We start from the raw sequence: 22,124 nt of genomic DNA, 5'->3' as shown, positions 1-22,124 counted from the left end.
CGCCCTCCGTTGTTCATTGACACTGCCGAGGCTGATGCTTGCGGCTGATTGGAGATGTTGGAGGACCACAACGCCATGATTATTGACTGCCACGGCCATTACACCACCGCGCCCGCCCCCCACACTAGGTGGCGGGGCCAGCAGGAAGACGCCATCACGAATGGCGGCGATATCGATCCCGCCTATCCCGAGATCTCGGATGACGAGATCCGCGAAACGATCGAAGCCAACCAGTTGCGGCTGTTGCGCGAACGCGGTGCGGACATGACAATCTTCTCACCCCGAGCCTCAGCGATGGCACCGCACGTTGGAGATCAATCGGCGGCCAAGGTTTGGGCACGACGCTCCAACGATCTCATTAAACGTGTAGTTGATCTCTATCCTGAGACATTTGTGGGCGTTTGCCAGTTGCCTCAGACACCAGGCATTTCGATATCCACGTCAATCGACGAGCTTGAGCGTTGCGTTTCCGAACTGGGATTTATTGGCTGCAACCTAAACCCTGATCCCTCCGGCGGTCGTTTCGATTCGCCACCTTTAACGGACAAAGCCTGGTATCCCTTTTTTGAGAAAATGGTCGAACTCGACGTCCCGGCCATGATCCATGTGTCGGGAAGCTGCAACTGCGCCATGCATGCCACGGGCGCTTATTATCTTGCCGCTGACACGATCGCTTTCATGCAGTTCCTCGAAGGCGATCTTTTCAAGGATTTTCCCGATCTGCGTTTCATCATTCCACATGGAGGCGGCGCCGTTCCCTATCACTGGGGCCGTTTTCGCGGTCTTGCAGACATGCTAAAGCGACCACCGCTGGATCAACATGTCATGAAGAACGTGTTCTTTGATACCTGCGTTTATCACCAGCCCGGAATTGATCTGCTGTTCGAAGTCATCGACATCGATAACATCCTGTTCGGTTCCGAAATGGTCGGCGCTGTCCGTGGTATCGATCCGCAGACTGGGCATTATTTCGATGACACAAAACGTTACGTCGATGCTCTGGATATTTCGGAGACGGACAAGCGAAAGGTATTCGAGCTCAATGCCCGCCGAGTTTATCCGCGACTTGACGCGCAGCTTAAGGCAAGGGGATTGTAATGGCCGAATTTAAGATGGACCCGAACTGGATGTGCTTTGATCCCAGCCCAAGCAAACCCAGCTATTGCCCACCTGCCGGCGCCGTCGATGCGCATTGCCATGTGTTCGGACCTGGCGACAAATTTCCTTACTCTCCTGAGCGGAAATACACCCCTTGTGACGCGGGTAAGGACAAACTGTTCGCCCTGCGGGACTATCTTGGCTTTGAACGCAATGTCATAGTCCAGGCAACCTGCCATGGCGCCGACAACCGTGCACTGGTCGATGCTCTCCGCTCTTCGAACGGAAGGGCACGCGGGGTTGCGACTGTTCGCGACACGGTGTCTGGCGACGAACTGAACGAGTTGCATGAGGCTGGCGTGCGCGGTGTGCGCTTCAATTTCGTGCGCCGGCTCGTCGATCCGAAACCTGACGCCTACTACTACTCCATTATTGACAAGATCGCACCGCTCGGATGGCACGTCGTTATCTATTTCGAAGCGGCGGATCTGGATGAGCGGTGGGACTTTTTCACTTCACTACCAACAACGGTCGTGGTCGATCACATGGGACGTCCGGACGTTGGCAAGGCTGTTGATGGCCCGGAGTTTAGTCGATTCATAAAGTTGATGGCAGAGCACAATAACGTCGTAACCAAGGTGACATGTCCCGAGCGCCTTTCAAAAGCAGGCCCTCCACGTTACGATGACGTCATTCCTTTTGCCCGTACCTTGGTGGAACGTTTTTCTGACCGCGTCCTTTGGGGCACAGACTGGCCCCATCCCAACATGACGAACCACATGCCGGATGACGGCAATCTGGTTAATTTAATTCCGCATATTGCGCCTACAGAGGTACTGCAGCGAAGACTGCTTATAGACAACCCAATGCGAGTATATTGGAGCTGACGACCAGGTGCGGCACCTGCGTAAATAAAGTAGCAAGCAACACATCTAAATCAAAGTTAGGAGAGCCAAGCGAGCCGAGTTTAGCGCTCGGGTCCGTTTTCTCATACAGGTGGCTGCTGTTTTGACCCTGGACACTGCAGAAGCTTATTTGACGATAATTAGCCCTTTATTTGCGCTCTATGCACTCATCGCGCTAATGGCCAGTTCCGGTTACGTCACTTCGTCTTCGGAAGGCCGGGTTGTGACGTGGTTCGGGTTATTCGCTTTGCCAAATCTTCTCAAGGCGGCGTCTTCACATTCTTGGCGCGGCTCGTACCCCAGCTCGGCGCCGACGTCTGGGATCGGCCGAACGGGGTGACGAGATGCAGTTGTGCATCTTCTAGGCGCCTCACTCCATGGCAACTTACGAGCCAGCGAAATATTCAAGTTCATCCGCGATCCGCTCCACTGTCCGCAGCAGCGCATGGGTCCGCGCTTCGTCGGCGGCACCACGGTCCGCGAAAAAGACGCGTCCGTCGGTCAGCGACGGCTCGGTCGAGATCGTCCGCAGAGCGCCCTTCAGCGGATAAGCTTCGACCACCTTGGATGGGAAGATTCCGATGCCGGTTCCGGCCGCGACAAGCTGCAGAGCGGCATTCAGACTCGAGCATAGGCAGGTCTTTTCCGGCGTGATCTTCGCTCCGGCAAACCAGCCGATCGTCGTGCGATACATGGCCGTCGGCGGTGGTGTCGTAACGATCGTCGATTGCGCCAGCTGGCGTGGCGCCCCCCCGACACTCGGCATGCCCGACGCGCGCACCCAATCGTTCCTCTGCACTCCAAGGGCCGATAGTCGGACCTCCCGCAGGCCGATCGGATCGACAAGGATCGCGACGTCGAGCTCACCGTTCGTAAGCGATTGCTCGAGTACATCGCTGGTCGCAACCACCCACTCCAGACGCAACAACGGAAAATCGGTTTTCAGACCACTGATAAGGCGCGGCATGCAGGCCACCGCGAACCCCTCCGCGACACCGAAGCGCACATTTCCCTCCATTTCCGGTTTACGGGAGAGATTTGCGAGGCCGCGATAGGCATCCAGCACGATCGCGGTGCGCCCGAGGAAAGCATGGCCATGCCGCGTCAGCCGCAATCCCCTGCCCTGTCTCTCGAAGAGCGGAACCTCGATCTCGATCTCCAGCTGCTTCAAGCGCAGCGACAGGGTCGGCTGCGTGACGTTGAGGCGGTCGGCGGCTTTCTGAACGCTGTTCAGCTGCGCCGTCCAATAGAAAGCCTCAAGTTGCGGAATGGACGGTCGATTCATTGAAAAAACCTATACGTATTTCTGAAAAATCCCAATTGGACATTCGAAACCTATGCATCGAATAATCCGCGTCAAGAAGGTTGTCTGGGAGGAGACCTGAATGGCGAAGCGCAGCTGGATCTCGATCCTCATATTCACCGCTGTCATCATCAACTACATTGACAGGATTGCGCTCTCGATCGCCTCGAAGCCGGTCGCCGAGGAGTTCGGCTTCACACCGGTTCAGATGGGCTATCTGTTCTCGGGCTTTCTCTGGACATATGTGCTCTGCCTCATTCCCATCGGCCTGCTCGTGGAGCGGATCGGCGCCAAGCGAATGGTCGGCGGCGGCATCGCGATCTGGTCGGGCGCAACGATCCTGACCGCAGCGACGTCCGGTTTCACAAGCCTGCTCGGCGCCCGCCTCGTCATGGGCGCCAGCGAGGCCTCGACCTTCCCGGCCTGCGGCCGCATCATCCGGAGCTGGTTTCCTGAGCGCGAGCGTGGACTTGTAACGACGCTTTTCAACGGCGGTTCTTCGGCCGGTCCCGCTCTTGGCGCGCTCGTCACCGCCGCACTGGTGGAGGCCGCCGGCTGGCGCACGACATTCGTCGTGCTCGGCGTCATCGGCTATGTCTGGCTGGCCGCCTGGTGGTTTTGGTATGCTGAACCCGAGCGCGCGACATGGCTATCCGAGGGTGAGCGCCGGACAATTCTGGCCGGGCGCTATGGCGACAACAGCGGCGAGCCGACCCCGCCCTCCTCGCTTCGATATCTGCTGTCGCAGACCAGCGTCTGGGGCCTTGTGATCACGCAGGCTTGCCTCGTCTATACCGCCTATCTCTTCCTGACCTGGCTTCCGACTTTCCTGCAGTCGACCCGCGAACTCTCGACGCTCAACACCGGCTACCTCACCGCCATTCCCTATCTGGTCACCATTGTGCTCAGCGTTCTGATCGCCTGGGCCAGCGACAGGTCTCTGTCCTCCGCGCGTATCCGCAGCGGTGCCCGGCGCTATTTCATCGCAGCGATGGCGATCCTCTCGCTGCTCATTCTTCTCGCACCATCCGTCAACAATCTTTCCGAACTGCTTATCGTTCTCACGCTGGTGCTTACCGGCTCGACCACCGGCGCCGGTCTGAACTTCACGCTCGTAAGCGATCTCCTGCGCAATCCCGCCGATGTGTCGCGCGTGATCGCGATCACCGCCCTTGGCGGCAATCTGTTCGGCCTCATCGCGCCGGTCATCACCGGGTATATTGTCGCCGGTACCGGCAGTTACGACTGGGCGTTTGCGGTTGCCGCAGGACTGTTGCTGGCGGGCGCGATCGCAACGCTGACGATGACCCGCCGGCCGATCAATCCGGAATTCGAAACCGGAGCGGACGACGTTTCACTGTACCAGACACAACAGGCACGCCCATGACCCACCACTACGCCCGCCCGCGCCGCGAGGTGACCAACGACACGCGACGAATGGTCGTCGAGGACTTTCCCGAGATCGCCGAGATACCCGACGATGATCTTCGCAAGCGAACGATCGAGGCGTGGAGCTACTCGCTGAGTTGCTCCGGTTTCCAACGCTTGTCGGACATTCCGCCGGAGGGCAATCCGGGCTCGCCGACACTGATCAGCGGTAGCCAGGCCGACCATGTGCGTGGCGTCTTCCGTTATACCAATGTCATCGCACGCGAGTTCCAGGATACCTATCCGGCTGTCTCGATCGACTGGGGAATCCTGCTTGCCGGCGCGGCGTGCCACGACGTCGGCAAGCCTTACGAGTTCGACCCAGAGAACCGTCAGCGCTGGCAGGGAAATCCGTCGGGCGCCGGCGCTCCAACATTCCGGCATTCGGTTTTCGGCATGCACGTCTGTCTGACCGTCGGCCTCCCCGACGAGGTCGCGCATATCGCCGTCGGTCATTCATTCGAGGGAAATCACACCGGAGTAAGTACGGAGTGCATGATCATACGCCAGGCGGACCAAGGTTGGTGGCACGTGGCTGCAGCACTTGGGCTCGCCGATTCGACGACGCTTGGCGGATTGGCATCCAACCTTACCGTGCGCCCTCTTTAACCAAGCTTAGATTGTGCGGCGGCCATTGGTGGCCCGCCGCACAAGATCATATTCGCAATCAACGATGGAGGAGAAGTTGATGAGAAGATTGTCCCTGTTGAGCCGGGCGGGAGGATTGGCCCTATTGACGATGCCGCTGATATCGGCCGCGCCGGTCGCCGCCGAAGAGTTCATCGCGTCCGAAAGCACAACGGCCGTCGAGACGAACAAGGGAAGCCTCGTCGGCGCCCTTGATGACGGCATCTACAGCTATCTCGGCGTGCCCTATGCGAAGGCCGAGCGCTTCATGCCGGCGAAGGAGATCGAACCCTGGAAAGGGGTGCGTCCGGCAGTCACTTATGGCGAGAATTGCTTCATCCCGCAGATGAAGGAAGTTGCCGGCGACGAACTCTTCAACCCGCACCGCTACATGCCGATGAGCGAAACATGCCAGTTCCTCAACCTCTGGACACCGGCGATCAAGGACGGAAAGAAGCGACCGATCATGGTCTGGATCCACGGTGGCGGCTTCACCAACGGTTCCGGTATCGAGCTAACATCCTATGATGGACATAATCTCAGCAAGGAAGGCGACGTCGTTTTGGTTACGCTCAACCACCGCCTGAATGTCCTGGGCTTCCTCGATCTCTCCGCCTATGGGGACGAGTACAAGCAGTCCGGCAATGCCAGTGTCACCGATCTCGTCGCGGCGCTGAAGTGGGTTCACGACAACGCCGAGGCCTTCGGCGGCGACGCTGGCAACGTCACGATCTTCGGCCAGTCCGGCGGCGGCTACAAGGTGCGAGCGCTTATGGGAACACCGGCGGCAAAGGGCCTGTTCCAGAAGGCGATCGTGCAGAGCGGCTCGCGGACCGATTCCGTCACCGACCAGAAATCCTCGCGCAAGGTTGCGGAACTGACGCTAAAGAACCTCGGCCTGAAGAAGGATGAAATCGACCAGCTAGGGAAGGTGAATTACTTTGACCTGCTTGCCGCATCCGACAAGGCCATCAAGGACGCGACGGCCGAGGGCGCGAGGGATGCTCGCTATGCGCCTGTCCAGGACGGCTCCTATATTCCGGAGAACCCGGTGGGAACGCAATGGGTGGATCAGGCAAGCGACATTCCGCTGATGGTGGGGAACACGCTCAACGAGTTCGAGACCGTGATCAACCACAAGAGCGCCGATCTGCTGGCGGACAACAGGAGCCGCTGGGACGACGCCAAGGTCAAGGCCAAGCTCCAGGAACGCTTTGGCGACAAGGCCGACGCCGTCGGCGCGGCATTTGCGGCCGCCTACCCGGAGAAGAAGGCCGCCGACGCCTACTTCATCGACCTTCGCTTCCGCCCGGGCGCAGTCCGCGATCTCGACCTGAAGGCAAAGCAGAACGGGGCGCCGGTTTATTCCTACATGTTCGCCTATGAATCGCCCGTGCTCGATGGCATCGCCATGGCATGGCATTGCTCCGAATTGCCTTACGTCTTCGCCAATGCCGGGCTGGTCAAGACCTCAACCGGCGGAGGCGCGGAGGCGCTCGAACTCTCGAAAAAGATGAGCCAGGCCTGGGTGAATTTCGCGCGCAATGGCAAGCCGAGCGCCGAAGGCCTTCCGGATTGGCCAGCCTACACGACGGACAAGCCGTCGACGATGGTCTTCGACAAGGATAGCCGCGTCGCCGTCGATCTCGATCGCAAGCTGCTGAAGGCAGCCGGCGCGCTCTAAATCGCATCTTTGCGCCGGGCGGCTCGCTCGCCCGACGTTTTTCCCGCTTGCCTGCAGATGACAGGCAAAGGCGGACCCTACGTTTCAGGAGGTATAATGAAGACGATTGCCCTACTGTCCGCCTTTACCGCGTTTCCCGCCATTGCATTGGCGCAGCCCGCCGATCAGGCTTCTTACGAATCCCGCTACATCAGGTTGAGCGATGATACGGAAGGGCTGCTGCTGCAGCCGAAGACGCCCAATCCCAACGCGCACGTCGCCTTTGTCTTCTCCCATCCCAACCGCGACAACTTCAAAGAACTCCCAGGACCCGCCATCGCCAGCCATGGCTATACGGTGATGCTGGTGAACTATCGCGGCGACCGTGATAACCCGGACGCGCCGCCCGAGGATTTCCTGCCCAGCATCTCGGACGGGATCGCCAAGCTGAGAACACTCCCTGGTATCGACAAGGTCGTTCTCCTCGCGCACAGCGGCGGCACCCACATGGGCACGCTCTATGAGAACGTCGCCGAACATGGCCCGGCCGCCTGCCAGGGACCGGAGAAAATTGTTCCTTGCGACGGTGAGAAGATTGGCAAGCTTGAAAAGCCGGATGCGCTGATCCTGCTCGATCCCACGCTCGGCGCCGCGCACCAAATGAGCGCCGTCGATCCCGCCGGCGGAGGCGAGAAACGCGACGCCAGCCTCGATATGTTCGCCAAGGAAAACGGCTATGACATCGAAGGCAAGAAGGCAACCTATACGCCTGAGTTTGCCGGGGCGTTCTTTACCGCCCAGGCCAAGCGCAATGACGCGATTGTCGACGCCGCGCTCGAGCGGCTGAAGCTGATCGAAGCCGGCAAGGGCGAATTTGCGAATGACGAACCATTCGTCGTCAAGGGCGTGGGCATCAGGGCGCTCGGAGCCCGCCTCTACCAGCCAGACCTCTCCTTCGCCGCGCACACCAAGCGGCCACACATGCTGCTGAAAGCCGACGGGACGCGACCGGTCGAGGTGATAAAATCGGTGCGCCCATCGGCCGGCGGCAAGCAGGTGCTGAAGATGCTCGATGAACTGGGCGCCATGAATTACTCGACGACGGTCCGCGGCTTCCTTGCTAATTCGGCGATCCGGGCAAGCGCAGACTACGCCTTTGCAGCCGACGACATTACCGGGATTGACTGGGCCTCGTCCTACACGTCGACGCCGGCCAATGCCGAAGGGGTGAGCGTGCCGGCTCTCGTACTGACGATGAGCTGCCATTATCTCGTCGTCCCGGGCGAAGTGATCTACAACCGCCTCGGTTCGAAGGACAAGACCTACGCCTCGGTAGAGGGCGCCACGCATCTCTTCCAGCCGTGCCGGCCCGAGTACGGCGATACGAAGAGGCGTGTGTTCGATTTCGTCGATGAATGGGTTTCCAAACCCGGGCGCCTCTAGCGCGAGCGCGGCCCGAAACCACTGCATATGTGAAAATCCCAACGATCTTAGGGGGAGATCATCCATGAGGAAAGCAACATTGAAGTCGAGCTTTTTGTCGGCCGTCGTAAGCCTGGCTGTGCTTGGCCTGTCGCTTGGTGCGGCGCACGCGGCATCCGCGATCGGCGTCGTCACGACCGAGGGCGGGAAGGTCAGCGGCGTCGACACTGATGTCCCGGGCGTCGAAGTCTTCAAGGGCATTCCCTTTGCCGGCCCCACCGGTGGAGACAACCGCTTCAAGCCGCCGCAGCCGGTTGAAAAATGGGAGGGCGTCAAGAAGGCCGACACCTGGGGCGACCAGGCGCTCCAGGACATCCACACCAATCCGACCGGCGCCTTCTGGGGAGATGAGTTCTACTTCGATCCGGATTTTCTGCCGAAGGCCAGCGAGAACGGCCTGAACCTCAACGTCTGGACACCGGCAAAGAGCACGAAGGCGAAATTGCCTGTCTATGTCTGGATCCACGGCGGCGCGAACCACCATGGATATGCGTCCGAAATGGAATTCTACGCGTCGAAGCTGGCGGCTAAGGGCATCATCGTGGTGTCGGTGCAATACCGTCTGGGCGCGCTTGGCTGGCTGGCATTGCCGGAGCTTTCGGCCGAGAGCCCTAACAAGGTCTCCGGCAACTACGCGATGCTCGACCTCATCAAGGCGCTGCAGTGGGTGCATGGGAATATCGCGGGCTTCGGCGGCGATCCAGATAATGTGACCATCGGCGGTCAGTCTGCCGGCGCGCGCAACTCATCAATGCTCCTGCGCTCACCCTTGGCCAAAGGTCTCTTTCATCGCGCGGTGATCGAGAGCGGCCAGACCGGCTTTTTCTCTTCGCCAATGCAGCCACTCGCCGAGCGCGAGGCAGCCAACAAGAAGGCCGTCGAGCAGGTCTTCGGCAAGCCGATGAGCCTGGCCGACCTGCGCGCCATTCCGACCGACGACTTCATTTCCAAGAAGGCCGCGGACGATAAGACCCAGCTCTACGAAGAGTTGCACAAGGGCGTCAACGGAACAGCGTAGCACACGGTCGACGGATATGTCTTCACCAACGAGTCGGTCGATCTGCTTCGCCCCGGCGCGCTTGACGGCATCGACATCATGTTCGGCGGGACCTCGGATGAGTACACCTCGCTGATGGGCGGGCCGGACAAGACGCTTTCCGATGCCGAATTCGCGGATGCGATGTCGAAGATCGGCTACGACGATGCCTGGAAGAAGGTCTACCGCCCTTCGGATCCCCAGGATGCCTATCGCAAGTCGCTCCGGGCCAAGGCCGACTACAATCTGCAGGGTTACCTGTTGTCAGCCGAGATTGCGAAGCGCCGAAACAAGGACTTCAACGTCTACACCTTCTACTTCAACCACGCCCCTCCGGGGCGCAACACCGAGTTCTACGGCTCCTTCCACTCCTCCGACCTTTGGTACTTCATGGATTCGATCCGCGAAAAGCCAGGCCAACGGTTCTGGACCGACGCCGACTACCGCATGGCGGATACGATGTCGTCCTATCTCGCGAATTTCGTCAAGACCGGCAATCCGAACGGCAAGAAGCTGCCGGAATGGCCGCAGGCCACGCACGGCAAATTTATGCGGTTCCACGACGGCTACGCGATGTCGGCCAAGCACACACCCTATCCTGAAAGGGACGAGCTCAATCGTGAAACCGTTATGCGTATTCAGAAGCTTGGACAGGAAACCAAACTCAAGCAGTGAGCAGGCTCGGCAAGAATGCGGGTCCGACGGAATGTCGGTACTCACCGCGAAATGTTGACGTGACGAGACCAGCCCGTTGCGTAAGGTGAGGTATGTTTCAAAAGGATAGGGAAGCCATGACCAGACTGACAGCCAAAGACTTTCCGCAGGAGCTTCTTGAGCTCTACGACTACTATGCGCATGGTCGCATCACCAAACGCGAGTTTCTTGAAAGAGCTGGAAAATTTACTGTCGGCGGACTAACAGCCGCTGCAATCCTTTCGTCCATGAGCCCCAATTACGCGCTGGCGACGCAAGTCGAATTCACAGATCCAGATATCGTGGCAGAGTACATCACTTATCCTTCGCCGAAAGGAAACGGCGACGTTCGGGCATACCTAGTCAAGCCCGCAAAGGCGACAGGAAAGCTGCCTGCCGTCGTTGTCGTTCATGAAAACCGCGGTCTCAATCCATACATCGAAGATGTCGCTCGCCGCGTTGCAAAGGCGGGGTTTATCGCATTTGCGCCTGACGGTCTAACTTCCGTCGGCGGCTATCCAGGGAATGACGACAAGGGTCGTGAGCTCCAGCAAGAGGTAGATCCGGAAAAGCTGATGAACGACTTTTTCGCGGCAATCGAGTTCTTGATGGCCAATAACATGACCACGGGGAAAGTTGGCATCACCGGTTTCTGCTACGGAGGGGGCGTGGCCAATGCTGCCGCCGTCGCTTATCCGGAGTTGGCTGCGGCGGTTCCCTTCTATGGCCGCCAACCGAAAGCTGAAAGCGTACCATTCATCAAGGCGCCGCTCCTGATCCATTACGGGGAACTTGACAAGGGCGTCAACGAAGGATGGCCTGTTTACGAGGCGGCGCTTAAGACCAACGGCAAAATCTACGAAGCCTATATCTATCCTGGTGCGAATCACGGCTTCCATAATGATTCAACGCCCCGTTACGACGAGGCCGCCGCAGATCTCGCGTGGCAGCGAACGGTCGAATGGTTCAAGCGCTACCTCAGCTAAAGCCACTTCGTGGCCGGTGGTTCATGCTCGTGACCTCAGAACCGTCGGCCTCGATTGCCAAAATGAAAGGCTTCCCGATGGATGAACGAATTACCGGTGTTTTGGATGGATATCATGAGCGGATGCGGGCCGAGCGAAGCAGGCCTCGCGAAGGGGCTCCAGGTGGCCGCGACGGCGGAAAGGATTAGAGGGGGCCATTGGTCCCGAAACCGGCCGCTTCATCAATGTTCTGGCGTCGAGCATGAAGGCTCCTACGATTTTGGAAATCGGTACTTCGTTCGGCTACTCCGCAATCTGGCTTGCAGAAGCAGCCCTATCCGCGGGTGGTCGCGTTATCACGATGGAAATCCATGGCTACGAGTCTGAATACGCCCAGAGGATGGCGAACAAGGCTGGCCTCTCTGACATCATCGAGTTTCAGATCGACGATGCCGTCTTTCGCGCCTTGGGATTTCCGTACCCAACGAAGTTTCGGTTGTCGGGTATAATGACATCCCCATCGTCAGCCATCTTCTAACCCCGCTTACGAAACTGCGGGTTCCCTTTGAGCAGATCGCATCAAACGCGTTGGATCTGCTGACAGGCGGAGTTGTTTCGGCAGGCGACCGGATACGCATTTCGGCTCCGACCTTGATACCCAGAAAGACATCAGCCAAGCCCAACTTTTGATAGGAAACGAACCATAGGCTTCGTCATCCCTGCCGGCCATCCATCTGGTTTGCTTATGTTTAAACCACCCGTTGCGCCGTGCCGATCTATCTGAGCGCAAATTGTGGGCTGTTTAAAACGTAGGTCGTCCCTACCTCTCACGCGGCTTTTAACCGGCACGGAGTGGTCACTGATGCGGAGCCGTGCGTTGCAAGTCCGAAGTCACGGCGGATCAACGCCAGATGTACTGGCAAAAGCCTTCAGACAAAACCGGCAGCTGTTTCCAGCTGCCGGCGTGATGTTTTTAAGCCAAGTTAAGCGGCAAACGAGCTGTCAAAGCTGAACGAGCCGGAGGCGTTGCTGAACGAGAACGTCCCAGCCTTCTGCACGACTTCTCCCGGCAGCGTTGCCGAGAAGGTGCCGGAGCGGCTGCCGAAGGTATAGCTGCCGCTGACGGCGCCATCAGCGCCAATGGTGACCGTCGAAGCGACAGTCGTGGCGCCGCCGCTGACAAGATCGAGCATGTCGGCATTGATTTCAGTGATGTTGCTCATGTTAGTCTCCTATTGGGTTAGGTTTGAGGGATTAACCGGGATGGTCCTCCCCTCTTCTTGTCGTCACCGGCTGCCTATGGCCTTTAGGGGGTCCAATACCCAGTCGGTGAAGTGCCGGCGATCCGTTATGACATCGCCGATGAGGGTCATACCGGGGGTCAGCGGGCGCTCTTCGCCGTAGGCGGCGATGCTGGTGCGCTCCAGACTGACGGTTACGCGGTAGACGGGATCTTTGAATGCGATGGGAGCCAGAAGCTCACCCTCACGATAGGTGGCGCGGGATACCTGCACGACATGGCCCGACACCACGCCGAAGCGCTGATACGGGAAGGCGTCGACCCGGAGCCGCACTTCCTGCCCCGGCTGGATCAGGCCGGCCGCGCGCGGCGGCACCAAAAGGTTGGCCTCGAGATTGCTGCCGGCCGGCACCAGGGCCGCAAGCGGCGACTGTGCCACCGCCGTCTGCCCCGGCTGCGCCTGAAGTGCCGCGACCCGACCGGCTACCGGCGCGACCATGACGTAGGCGCGGTTGACCTGCAATTGCGCCAGGGATTGCTCCAGCTCGCTGCGAAGGCCTTGCAGCTGCGCCAGCTTGTCATCCCGCTCCGCCGCCAGGCCCGCCAGATGCGACCGGGCATCGTTGAGATCGCCCTGCCGCTGCTCCTTCTGCCGCTCCAGCTCGTGGATGACACTCTCTTGGGCGAGGATCTGCTGCTGGCGACGCGACAGCTCGAAGCGCGTGCCGCTGCCCTTGATCTGAAGCTGGGCATAACGGCCGGCATCGTCGGTTTGCAGGGCTTGCAGGCGGCGTTCCGATTCCAGGCGCTGTTCCTGGCTCGCCAGCTCTCCGCCAAGCCCTTCGACGCGGGCCGACAGGCGTCGCCCCTCCTCGTCGAAGCGGGCTTTCGTTGCCGTCATCTGTGTGTCGATCGACTGGATACGGGCTTGGGTCTCGGAGCGCAGCTTTTCGCCGACCTGACCGTCGGCGCCGGTCGTTTCCAGCGACAGCTCCACCATCGGCTGGCCCTGGGTCACCACGTCGCCTTCATGGACGAGCACCCGCGTTACGATACCGCCCTTGGTAGCGTAGAGCTGCGCCAGGCCGCCGGTCGGGGCGATGTAGCCCTGCACGGTCTCCTTACGGGCATAGGTGCCAGTCATGAGATAGGTGGCGCCGACAACCACGAAGACGCCGAGGATCGCCGTCATGACACCGTGGCTCACTGGCTGCGCAATCATCACCTCGCCGCGAAGTCGGCGGCGGTGTTCTATGGCTTGCGTGCGGAACAACGCCTCGCTCATGGCACCACCTGCAAAGGCTGTGCCGGCACATCCCGCATCAGCTCACGCACATGGCCGTTCTCCACGGCGAAGACACGCGCCGCACCCTCGATAGCACCGGGGCGATGGGCGACCATCACCTGGGTAATGCCGAGTCTGCTCAGCGCCTGCATGACGCGACGTTCCGCAAGGACGTCGAGATTGGCCGTCCCCTCGTCGAGGAACAATATGGACGGTCTTCTGTAGAGCGCCCGCGCCAGCAGCGCCCGCTGTTGCTGACCGCCCGACAGGGTCGATCCTAGATCGCCCACCAGGGTCATGTAGCCCATCGGCATGCGCAGAATCTCGTCATGAAGGCCGACAAGCCCCGCGACCGCTTCGACTCGTGCCAGATCCATGTCGGGATCGAAGAAGGCGATATTGTCGGCGATCGTGCCCGCGAACAGCTGGTCGTCCTGCATCACTACGCCGATCTGCGCGCGGTAGGCCCGCATCCCCAGAGCGTTGAACGGCAGATCGTCCACGAGCACTTCACCCTCGTTCGGCGGATAGAGGCCCATCAGTAGCTTCAGGAGCGTGGACTTGCCGCCGCCCGACGGGCCGACAAACACAACGGACTGCCCCGGCTTGATCGCCAGTGATACATCCTTCAATACCCAGGCTTCGCGCTCGGCATAGCGGAAAGAGAGGTTGCGCACGTCGAGCGCGCCGGCGAGCGGACGATCCTTGCGCGTCTCGGCGTCCAGGTCCGGCTCGGGATCCTGGTGCACGGCATCGGCCAGGCGCTCCAGATGCAGACCCGTCATGCGGAATTTGAAATATTGATCGACGAGCGACAGGGCGGCAGTGCTGAACTGGCCGCGATAGGACAGGAACGCCAGCAGCATGCCGAGCGTCATCTCTCCGCGGATGATAGCGCCGGCGCCCAGATAGAATACCAGCAGCATCTCCGCTCCCGTCAGGAAGGAGAGGCCAGCCGTTCCTTTGAGGCTCACTTTCTGGAGGCGCACATTGTTGTTGATGCTGTCGGCATAGGCGTTCTGCCAGACACCGTGGCGCTCAAGCTCTCGGCCGAACAGCTTGAAGGCGCGCGCACCGCGGATGGTTTCGAGGAAGACACCGTCAACCTTGGCTTGGTACTGGATGCCCTCATTGGTCAGGCTTCGCAGCCAGGGGAAAGTGCCGAGCCGGATACAGATGACGAGCGTCAGCGAGACCAGCACGACGCTTGCCAGATAAGGTGCATAGATCAGCATCACCGCCAGGGTGACGATGGCCATAAGCCCGTCTAGGGCGCCAGAGACGAGGCCGCCTGTCAGAAGGTCCTGCACCGGCTGCAGGGAGTTGAAACGGGACAGAATATCGCCGAGACGTCGCTTTTCAAACCACGGTATCGGCAGGCGTAGCGCATGGCGCAACAGGTTTCCACGCATCTGGAAGGTCAAAAGAGTGCTGAAATGCATCTGCACGTAGCCGCGCAGCAGTGTCGTCGCGCTCTGGATCAGCAGCAACAATCCAGCACCGATAACAATCACGTTCAGAAGGCTGAGATCACCCTTGGATATCGCTTCGTCAACGATCATCTGGTTGACGAGCGGCGACAGCAGAGCGAAGAACTGCAGCAACGCAGAGAGGGCCAAGATCTGGAGCAGGCTAGGAATGAAGCCGGCGCTCTTCGACCACAGATCGGCCAGGCGCACCCGCTCAACCACCTTGCGCTTGCGGAAAGTGGCGGCCGGCGTCAGTTCCAGCGCTACGCCTGTAAAATGCCTGGATGCTTCCGCATGGGACAATCTCAGCTGGCCAATCGCAGGATCATGCATCTCGATCCGGCTTGGCGTTACCCGGCTCAACACGACATAATGCGACATGTCCCAGTGCAGGATGCAAGGCATCTTCAGCTTGCCGATATCCTCCATCTCCAGTTTCAGGGCCCGGCTGGTAAAACCGAGATCGTCAGCAACCGAGATGAGGCTCTTCAGCGTCGTGCCTTTCGCGGACACGGCATGGCGTCGTCTGAGTTCGGGCAGCGTCACCCGATGGCCGTGATAGCCCGCCACCATCGCCAGACAGGCAAGTCCGCATTCGGCAGCTTCAGACTGTAGAAGGGGCTCGATCCGCGACCGATTGTGAAGACTATCGAGAAGCAACTGAAGATCCTATCACGCGATTGAAGGAGAATCCGCCTACCTTAGCTCACAGCTTGGCCGCCCGGCGGGGCGCCCACTCCGAGTGACCCATCGGCGCCCAAACCCTACGCCTCAAGTCAGAAGCGATCGGTAGTGATGCGCCGTGTCTCAAGTATCTCGCCATATCGGGACACGATGACGAGGCGCCGCTCGCCACGGCGGGAGGCCCTGACTGAAAAACGGCCGCGTTCCAATTTGACGTCGCGAATGCGATATCCATGTCCCTCGAGCATGCTAATGACATCTCCCTGACGAAGCTCACGGCGTTCATGACGTCTTTCGTGTCGGTCGCGAACATACCGATCTTGCGCCTGGACGAGATGCGCGTCTTGGGCTTGTGCCGAATAATCGCCGGTCATCAGGAACGCGGCGGAAGCGAGCGCAATCAGGTTTCTTTTCATTTTTTTCTCCTTGGTAGCCGGACTGTCCGCATTATCGAACAGCTGCAAGCGATCACGGCTTGAGGGTTTGAAAACATGTTTCATCGCGGCCCGACGTTGATGTTTATCGCAACCTGTTTGCAGCCGGTTCATTGGACGGCCATTAGGTACGAGACATCGTATCCGTTGATCTCCGCTGGGGCAGTCCCAGTGGAGACCGTTAAGACGCCTGTCGCATCCGCATCGGAGCCTGGAGGTAATCGGATGCCGAGCTTTTTAGAACTTGTAACTTGCGCCTAAGAGAGCCTTGTGTTGTGTTGCTCCGAACTCACCGATGGATGAGCCAAAATCCTTATTGCCGAAATCGGAATACCGATACTCGCCACGGACCAGGATATTATCGGTGAAGGCGTGCTCGACACCGGCTCCAGCCGTCCATCCGATCAGGATGTCGTCCTTCTTATCAGAGCCAGAAGCATCGGCTTTAACGCCTGCTGCTGCAACACCGCCCGTAGCGAAGAACAAGGTGCGATCCCACGCATAGCCAACACGGCCGCGGCTAGATGCATCCCATTCGACATTTGCATCGCTGCTCTTTTCGAAATTGTAGTTAAAGTCGTTCTCGATACCAAAAACGATGTTTCCGTGCTGGAAATTGTAACCAGCATGCCCTCCCGCTGAACCACTGTCGAGATCCACGTCGGAGCCAAAAATCGTAGCCTGGTTCCAGCTATATCCGCCCTGCGCACCGAGGTAGAAGCCAGACCAGTCATACGCTGAGGAAACCTGCTGCTCGCTCGGAGGCGAGGGCTGCTCATAGACAAGATCGGCGCCAAGAACCGGTGCTGCGGAAGAGAGCGCAAGCGCTGCGAAGGCCAAAAGTCTAAGTTTCATGGGATGGTTCCTATGTTGAGTTTGCGGAGCAGGGATATCGCCAGCGGCTCAGCCCTGCCCATGAGGTTGACTATGGCCCAGGGGCATGTTGCAGAGTATCTTTTCAGATTATGTTTTGTTGCGACGCGGAATTTCCGCCGCCTGTGCACTCACGATGGCGCATTGTCGAAATTACAGAACCGTGCTTGGTCGCCGCGCGTCCCGGGGATTGGTTGTCAGATGCCGCTGGCGGGCTTCAAGCAATAGGGGACGCAATTGATCCGAAGATATGCCGTCAGCATCCATCAACTGCCTAATCAGCGGATCTTTGAGAACGTCATGAATTGTCAATTCGCCTTCGAACATACTGATCTCCTTTGTGTGGAGAACTATGCACGCTGCAGATCGCCTCGTGATGTCGAAAGCAAGCCAATACCAAGGCGGGATGTGCGATTAGATTGCAGTTTATGATGGGATGCCCGAGAGCGATATACACTGACGTGCGGCGTGGGGCGTTGTAGAGCAAATATTAACCGTCATTGATCAGAACCCTTGCGCCCATTGCCGTCTTCTAATCGACGTTGGTAGAGCGACCGTACTGAATAGCTGCTGTTTCATGGTTTCTAATCCTCGCCGATTGAAGAGCCTGAATGTTCAACCGACCCGGATCAGCTGAATTGACCAATGCCAAAGTCGCCATCAGTCCAGCTCGGACAACTTGGTTATGGCATCTCGACCCAGCTTTAGCGTCGTGAATGGCAAAGCCGCCGTCTGAACAAGCACAAATCCTGCGCCGTTGAATACGGCTGTCCCCACTTTGACGGCTTGGTTCGAGCGCCCAATTTCTGTTATTTCGGCGCCACTGTCTGGCGAGAGTGCAGAATTTTTGGGTGGTATCGTGCCAACGACCAGAGGATGGCGGGTCTCGCAACTCGGGTTGCATCGATCGTAGCGGGAAACTTTGGCCGAGCTACTAGTAGATATTACAGGGTTAGCCCGCCCGGCGCCACTGGGTTTGGATGTTTCAAAGACCGGACGTTTGGTCGGAATAACAGTGTAGGGTATGGAAGCAGTTTGCGTCTCGGTGATGTTCGCCATCATTGGTGCTGGCGCAACGTCGATGATGTCTCGAAGTTTTGTTGCAACGGCTGCCGCTTCCCAACCGACGGGATAGGAGGCAATGGCCTCTTTCAAAACAGGGGTCTGTGTTGGAGCCGGATCGCTGTAGGCAAGCATACAGAGAACGCCGAGCACTATCCCGCCAGCCGCAAGCGTGAGCAACGCTGAAGGGTGGTGACGCCGCTTTGGGATCCGTATCTCGAGATCATGGCGATGCTGCCACACACGCTCGACACGGATCACACCCCCATTTGGGGCCTCCGGTGGCGAAATGATATCGCCTTCGAGATGATCGGACATTGGATACCTTTCTTTTTGCGCTTGACGATGCTCGAGTGCAAGCTTGGCCCAGCGAAGTGGCCGAGCAAGACTGTGAATAGTTTGAGGATTCGATGCTGGTTTCGCACCTCAATACTGTTCGTGCACGACACCCATAATATCGCCGGACCGCGATACACTCACGAGCAGGTTGTCGCCGCGGCGGGTTGCCTTCACCAGATAACGTACTCCGACATCCTGAACATTTCTCACTCGGTAGCCACGATCCACAAGCAAGGTGATGACATCGTCCGGTGCAAAGCTGGACGGTCGCCCGGCCCACCGGTTCAGATTGTCATGATTGCGGTTCCACGAATGTAAAAAGTTGGATTCCGCGTTCCCGTCGACCGAGTAAGGATCTGAAGGCTGGGCATCGTAGATAACCACCTGCGGGAAGGCTGGTACGGCAGCGATAGCGCTAAGAGCAGCGGCCGCACTGAACGCGATGACATAACGTCTCATGAAACTCTCCTTGATTAAACGCTGCCCGGCTTTATTTGGGACCCAGTCGGAGCGATGTGTGGAGGCGATACGAAGCACGACGACATCATGCGCCTGGCTGACGTTGCCGTGTGTCGTTTGTTATTGCAAAATGTTGTAACCGCTTTTACGGACGCAACTGTGCCAGCAGCACATCGGCCCCCGTGTCGATTGCCACCTGGGACGCCTTTAGAGGCCCAAAGCTCGCACCGACATTCATTGCGTTCGGATACTGTTTGGAGACATAGGCGGACAGCAGCGTGTTGCTCGCTGCGTCATAGATCTCGACAGCGTAGGCCACCGATCCGGTCATCGAACCTTCCTTGTCGCGCGCGGCCTGCACCGCGTCTGCGTGAACTGGGACTGCATGTAGCTCGCGAGCGTATTCTTGTCATGCTCGCTGACTTTGCCGAACTGATTGTCCTGCCCACGATAGACCGTGACAGGATCAACGATGACCTTGTCATATTGTCTCCAGTTCGCTCCGCTATTGTAACGGTAAGGAATACGGCCGCTACGGTCACTTGGATCAGCTTTCAGGTGTTGGGCGGATGCGAGACCGGTATAGGCCGTCGGATCTGCAGTGGTACAGCTGGAAAGTGCGCCGCTGACGATGAGGCAGACGCTGGCTTGGGAAGGTGTCTTCAACGATTTTGGCTCCAGCCGGTATTAGCGCCGTGGGGCGAGTGTGGCTGGATGAGCGATAGCTCGCTGTGGCGTTACTGTGTTTTCAATAATGTTGGTAAATGTTCGCGCCGAGTGAAGTCATGAAGCGATCGGTGTATAGGCGGGCGATTTTCCGTGCTGGACCGTCTCCCTTTTCGGCAAGAAGATTTCCACGATAAGCCCATTTGGCAGACGATCCAGCAACGTGAATACGCCCTTATGGCCGATCACCACGATACCTTGGGCGATGGAAAGCCCGAGTCCAAATCCACCGCTATTAGCGCCGGTCTGCCGAGATTCATCTGCCTTGAAGAAAGGCTCAAGAGCCTTTTGCTTTAAATCGTCCGGCAAACCAGGTCCATCATCGGAAACCCTGATAAGGACCCCGTCAGGCCGGTCATCCAATTCAATCTCGATATGTTCGGCGTAGCGGGAGGCATTGTCGACAAGATTAGAAATGGCACGCGTCAAACCCTGCGGCATGCACGTGTATGTCACGCGCCGGGGGCCAACAAAGCGGGTGTTAACGCCCGTGTCTACGAAATCGTCAGAGATCGTTTGAAGCAAACTCGACAGATCCACTTTGCGAGGCGGCTCGAACTTGTTATCCAGAAAGCTGAGGCTGGCGTCGATCAGCGAAGACAGCATTGTGACGTCAGCCAGCATCATGTCTTTCAGCGCCGGTTCGTTTGATCGATCAATACGCATGCGCAGTCGGGTGAGCGGTGTCCTGAGGTCGTGGCTGATCGCGCGCAGCACCCTTGTTCGCTCTCGCAGCATCGTTTGGATTCGGCCTTGCATGACATTGAGGGACGCTGCGAGGCTCCTGATCTCGGATGCCCCTTCGGCTTTGAATGGCTGCTCGGAATGGTCGTCCATGCTGACGCGTTGAGCGGCGGCAGCGAACCGGACAAGTGGTTCCGTGATTAGCCAACTGCCGAGTAAAGCCAGAAGTAGGAGGGGGATCACGATTTTCAATATTCCGCTCGCCATGGCCGGAGCAAGCCAGACACTGGTTGGGAATTGTGGCATCGCGAAAGACAGGGCTCTTGAATCGTCAACTTTGACGGTGAGTACGGGCGGCTCGCTATCCCTCGAGAAGGCGTTTCTGATCGATGTCAAGAAACCGTCATTGATAAGCTCTCTGACCCGCGTCAAGATTTCTGGGTTGAGTGTGCCGACTTCGTAAGACATTGACGCCTGGGAAGGGAGAGCCCGTTGCGCCGAAACACCAATCCGACCGGCGAACAGAAATGCTGCATCTTCTTCTGCGGAAGTTTGGCTGTGCGCAAACTGTTCAAGCACCGTCTCTAAGCGACCAGCGAACAAACCTATCTCAATCCCCTTGTCGTGGCGCCCGTAGATAAAGGGCTCCGTCAAAGCCGCTGTTGTTGAGACGAGAACGACCAATAAAATGGCGAGGAACAAGAGTTGTTTGCGGATAGAGGCGCTGCGGAGCCCGGTCATGGAATACGCTCAACCTTGGAGGCAAAGAGGTATCCGCCGAGCCGTACGGTCTTGATAAATGTCGGGTCTTTAAGATTGGGCTCAATTTTCTGGCGAACGCGGCTGATATGGGCATCGATACTTCGCTCGATTGGCCCGGCCGAGCCGGCGTGCGTCATCGCCAGAAGCTGCTCGCGTGTGAGCACCTTGTTGGGGTGGCTGCAAAATGCCCAAAGCAGATCGAACTCTGCCGTCGTCATGGAAACCTGAGCACCTTCGGTGTCGAACAGTTCGCGACTTCGCGGATCGATCCGCCATCCTGAGAACGTCATCGGTTCGAGCTGAGCTTCTGGCTCTTCATGATCAAACGCTCTTCGCAAAATGTTTTTGATACGAGCCATCAACTCGCGCGAATTGAAGGGCTTCGTGACGTAATCGTCGGCCCCTAGTTCGAGACCAAGGATCCGGTCGATATCGTCGCGAAGGGCCGTTAACATCAGGATTGGCGTTTTTCCAGACGACCGCAGCCTCCTGCAGATGCTGAAGCCGTCCTCGCCGGGCAACATTCCGTCTAGCAAGATGAGATCGAAGCTATGGCGGGAGAGGATCCTGTCCATCTCGATTCCGTTCGCGACGGACGCGGCTTCAAAGCCGTTGCTTTTGACCAGATCAACCAGCATGCCAGCTATATCTCCGTCGTCCTCAACGACCAGGATGCGTGCCTGAGCCGGAGTTACCATTCGGAGCGTTACAGTGTCACTTGCCTGCTGTGGAGACATCGCCATATCGAACTCTTGCCGGGTCAGACCCGTCTATTGTGGTGAACGACACGCGGCCCTTGCCGCTTTTCATTTTACCTCTATCCGATATTGTGCAAAGCTTTATTCGGAAATGTTGCAAGATGTTGCGATGTTTTTTCTACGGATTGTTTTTGCTGGCTTCCGTTGCC

General features: G+C 58.3%; 20 protein-coding genes and 3 pseudogenes. 11 read left to right on the top strand and 12 right to left on the bottom strand.

Translation table 11 applies throughout. The features are described from left to right. Positions 1 to 75: 75 nt before the first annotated feature. The gene (locus tag ACQZ6D_RS19685; protein ID WP_173995442.1) at positions 76 to 1,098 is read left to right on the top strand and encodes an amidohydrolase family protein; all 1,023 of its coding nucleotides are present in this window, start codon (positions 76 to 78) and stop codon (positions 1,096 to 1,098) included. Then, positions 1,098 to 1,985 (top strand): amidohydrolase family protein, encoded by an 888-nt coding sequence (locus ACQZ6D_RS19680; RefSeq protein WP_448730204.1) that lies wholly within the window; start codon positions 1,098 to 1,100, stop codon positions 1,983 to 1,985. The genes ACQZ6D_RS19685 and ACQZ6D_RS19680 overlap by 1 nt, the downstream gene beginning before the upstream one ends. A gap of 403 nt (positions 1,986 to 2,388) precedes the next feature. On the opposite strand, the gene ACQZ6D_RS19675 is transcribed toward ACQZ6D_RS19680, so the two are convergent. Continuing rightward, positions 2,389 to 3,288: a LysR family transcriptional regulator gene (locus tag ACQZ6D_RS19675; protein WP_448730205.1), complete on the bottom strand. Its 900-nt coding sequence runs from the start codon at positions 3,286 to 3,288 to the stop codon at positions 2,389 to 2,391. Positions 3,289 to 3,388: 100 nt separating this feature from the next. Between ACQZ6D_RS19675 and ACQZ6D_RS19670 the strand changes: the two genes are divergently transcribed. From ACQZ6D_RS19670 to ACQZ6D_RS19630, 9 genes and pseudogenes are all read left to right on the top strand, one after another. Further along, positions 3,389 to 4,693, top strand: a complete 1,305-nt coding sequence (locus ACQZ6D_RS19670; RefSeq protein ID WP_448730206.1) for an MFS transporter — start codon at positions 3,389 to 3,391, stop codon at positions 4,691 to 4,693. Continuing rightward, positions 4,690 to 5,343, top strand: a complete 654-nt coding sequence (locus tag ACQZ6D_RS19665; RefSeq protein ID WP_448730207.1) for an HD domain-containing protein — start codon at positions 4,690 to 4,692, stop codon at positions 5,341 to 5,343. Before ACQZ6D_RS19670 ends, ACQZ6D_RS19665 begins: the two co-directional genes overlap by 4 nt. A gap of 79 nt (positions 5,344 to 5,422) precedes the next feature. Beyond that, on the top strand, positions 5,423 to 7,045 hold the full coding sequence (locus ACQZ6D_RS19660; protein ID WP_448730208.1) for a carboxylesterase/lipase family protein: 1,623 nt from the start codon (positions 5,423 to 5,425) through the stop codon (positions 7,043 to 7,045). Positions 7,046 to 7,141: 96 nt separating this feature from the next. Continuing rightward, the gene (locus ACQZ6D_RS19655) at positions 7,142 to 8,467 is read left to right on the top strand and encodes an alpha/beta hydrolase family protein (RefSeq protein WP_448730209.1); all 1,326 of its coding nucleotides are present in this window, start codon (positions 7,142 to 7,144) and stop codon (positions 8,465 to 8,467) included. 64 nt (positions 8,468 to 8,531) lie between these two features. Next, a complete protein-coding gene (locus ACQZ6D_RS19650) occupies positions 8,532 to 9,524 on the top strand; it encodes a carboxylesterase family protein (protein ID WP_448730210.1) in 993 nt (330 codons plus the stop codon). 18 nt (positions 9,525 to 9,542) lie between these two features. Further along, positions 9,543 to 10,217, top strand: a pseudogene (locus ACQZ6D_RS19645) (carboxylesterase family protein); the annotation flags it as partial. Between the two features lie 116 nt (positions 10,218 to 10,333). After that, positions 10,334 to 11,221, top strand: coding sequence for a YghX family hydrolase (gene yghX, locus ACQZ6D_RS19640; protein WP_448730211.1), 888 nt, complete (start codon positions 10,334 to 10,336; stop codon positions 11,219 to 11,221). A gap of 241 nt (positions 11,222 to 11,462) precedes the next feature. Continuing rightward, positions 11,463 to 11,738 (top strand): O-methyltransferase, encoded by a 276-nt coding sequence (locus ACQZ6D_RS19635; RefSeq protein WP_448730212.1) that lies wholly within the window; start codon positions 11,463 to 11,465, stop codon positions 11,736 to 11,738. Next, positions 11,657 to 11,890 (top strand): annotated as a pseudogene (locus ACQZ6D_RS19630) (substrate-binding domain-containing protein); the annotation flags it as partial. The gene ACQZ6D_RS19635 and the pseudogene ACQZ6D_RS19630, both read left to right, overlap by 82 nt. 293 nt (positions 11,891 to 12,183) lie before the next feature. Here ACQZ6D_RS19630 and ACQZ6D_RS19625 read toward each other — a convergent pair. The 11 genes and pseudogenes from ACQZ6D_RS19625 to ACQZ6D_RS19575 form a co-directional block, all read right to left on the bottom strand. Further along, on the bottom strand, positions 12,184 to 12,423 hold the full coding sequence (locus ACQZ6D_RS19625) for a Blp family class II bacteriocin (RefSeq protein ID WP_173995434.1): 240 nt from the start codon (positions 12,421 to 12,423) through the stop codon (positions 12,184 to 12,186). Between the two features lie 63 nt (positions 12,424 to 12,486). Continuing rightward, entirely contained in the window at positions 12,487 to 13,725 is a 1,239-nt protein-coding gene (locus tag ACQZ6D_RS19620) for an HlyD family secretion protein (protein WP_448730213.1), read from the bottom strand. Then, positions 13,722 to 15,854 (bottom strand): peptidase domain-containing ABC transporter, encoded by a 2,133-nt coding sequence (locus ACQZ6D_RS19615; RefSeq protein ID WP_173995432.1) that lies wholly within the window; start codon positions 15,852 to 15,854, stop codon positions 13,722 to 13,724. The genes ACQZ6D_RS19620 and ACQZ6D_RS19615 overlap by 4 nt, the downstream gene beginning before the upstream one ends. A gap of 116 nt (positions 15,855 to 15,970) precedes the next feature. Continuing rightward, complete coding sequence (locus ACQZ6D_RS19610; RefSeq protein ID WP_448730214.1) at positions 15,971 to 16,426, bottom strand: hypothetical protein; 456 nt, start codon at positions 16,424 to 16,426, stop codon at positions 15,971 to 15,973. 123 nt (positions 16,427 to 16,549) lie between these two features. Beyond that, positions 16,550 to 17,167: an outer membrane protein gene (locus ACQZ6D_RS19605; protein ID WP_173995430.1), complete on the bottom strand. Its 618-nt coding sequence runs from the start codon at positions 17,165 to 17,167 to the stop codon at positions 16,550 to 16,552. A gap of 171 nt (positions 17,168 to 17,338) precedes the next feature. Continuing rightward, positions 17,339 to 17,512, bottom strand: a complete 174-nt coding sequence (locus ACQZ6D_RS19600; RefSeq protein WP_173995429.1) for a hypothetical protein — start codon at positions 17,510 to 17,512, stop codon at positions 17,339 to 17,341. A 333-nt stretch (positions 17,513 to 17,845) separates the two neighbouring features. Continuing rightward, positions 17,846 to 18,565 carry a hypothetical protein gene (locus tag ACQZ6D_RS19595; protein ID WP_448730215.1) on the bottom strand — a complete coding sequence of 240 codons (720 nt, stop codon included), beginning with the start codon at positions 18,563 to 18,565 and terminating at the stop codon, positions 17,846 to 17,848. Between the two features lie 108 nt (positions 18,566 to 18,673). Beyond that, a complete protein-coding gene (locus ACQZ6D_RS19590) occupies positions 18,674 to 19,045 on the bottom strand; it encodes a hypothetical protein (protein WP_173995427.1) in 372 nt (123 codons plus the stop codon). A gap of 145 nt (positions 19,046 to 19,190) precedes the next feature. After that, positions 19,191 to 19,711, bottom strand: a pseudogene (locus tag ACQZ6D_RS19585) (DUF3313 domain-containing protein). 117 nt (positions 19,712 to 19,828) lie between these two features. After that, on the bottom strand, positions 19,829 to 21,196 hold the full coding sequence (locus ACQZ6D_RS19580) for an ATP-binding protein (RefSeq protein WP_173995426.1): 1,368 nt from the start codon (positions 21,194 to 21,196) through the stop codon (positions 19,829 to 19,831). Next, on the bottom strand, positions 21,193 to 21,915 hold the full coding sequence (locus ACQZ6D_RS19575) for a response regulator (RefSeq protein WP_173995521.1): 723 nt from the start codon (positions 21,913 to 21,915) through the stop codon (positions 21,193 to 21,195). The genes ACQZ6D_RS19580 and ACQZ6D_RS19575 overlap by 4 nt, the downstream gene beginning before the upstream one ends. Positions 21,916 to 22,124: the final 209 nt, after the last annotated feature.

Source organism: Agrobacterium sp. 22-3639C2 (assembly GCF_053522105.1).
This window is presented reverse-complemented; position numbering and strand designations above follow the sequence as displayed.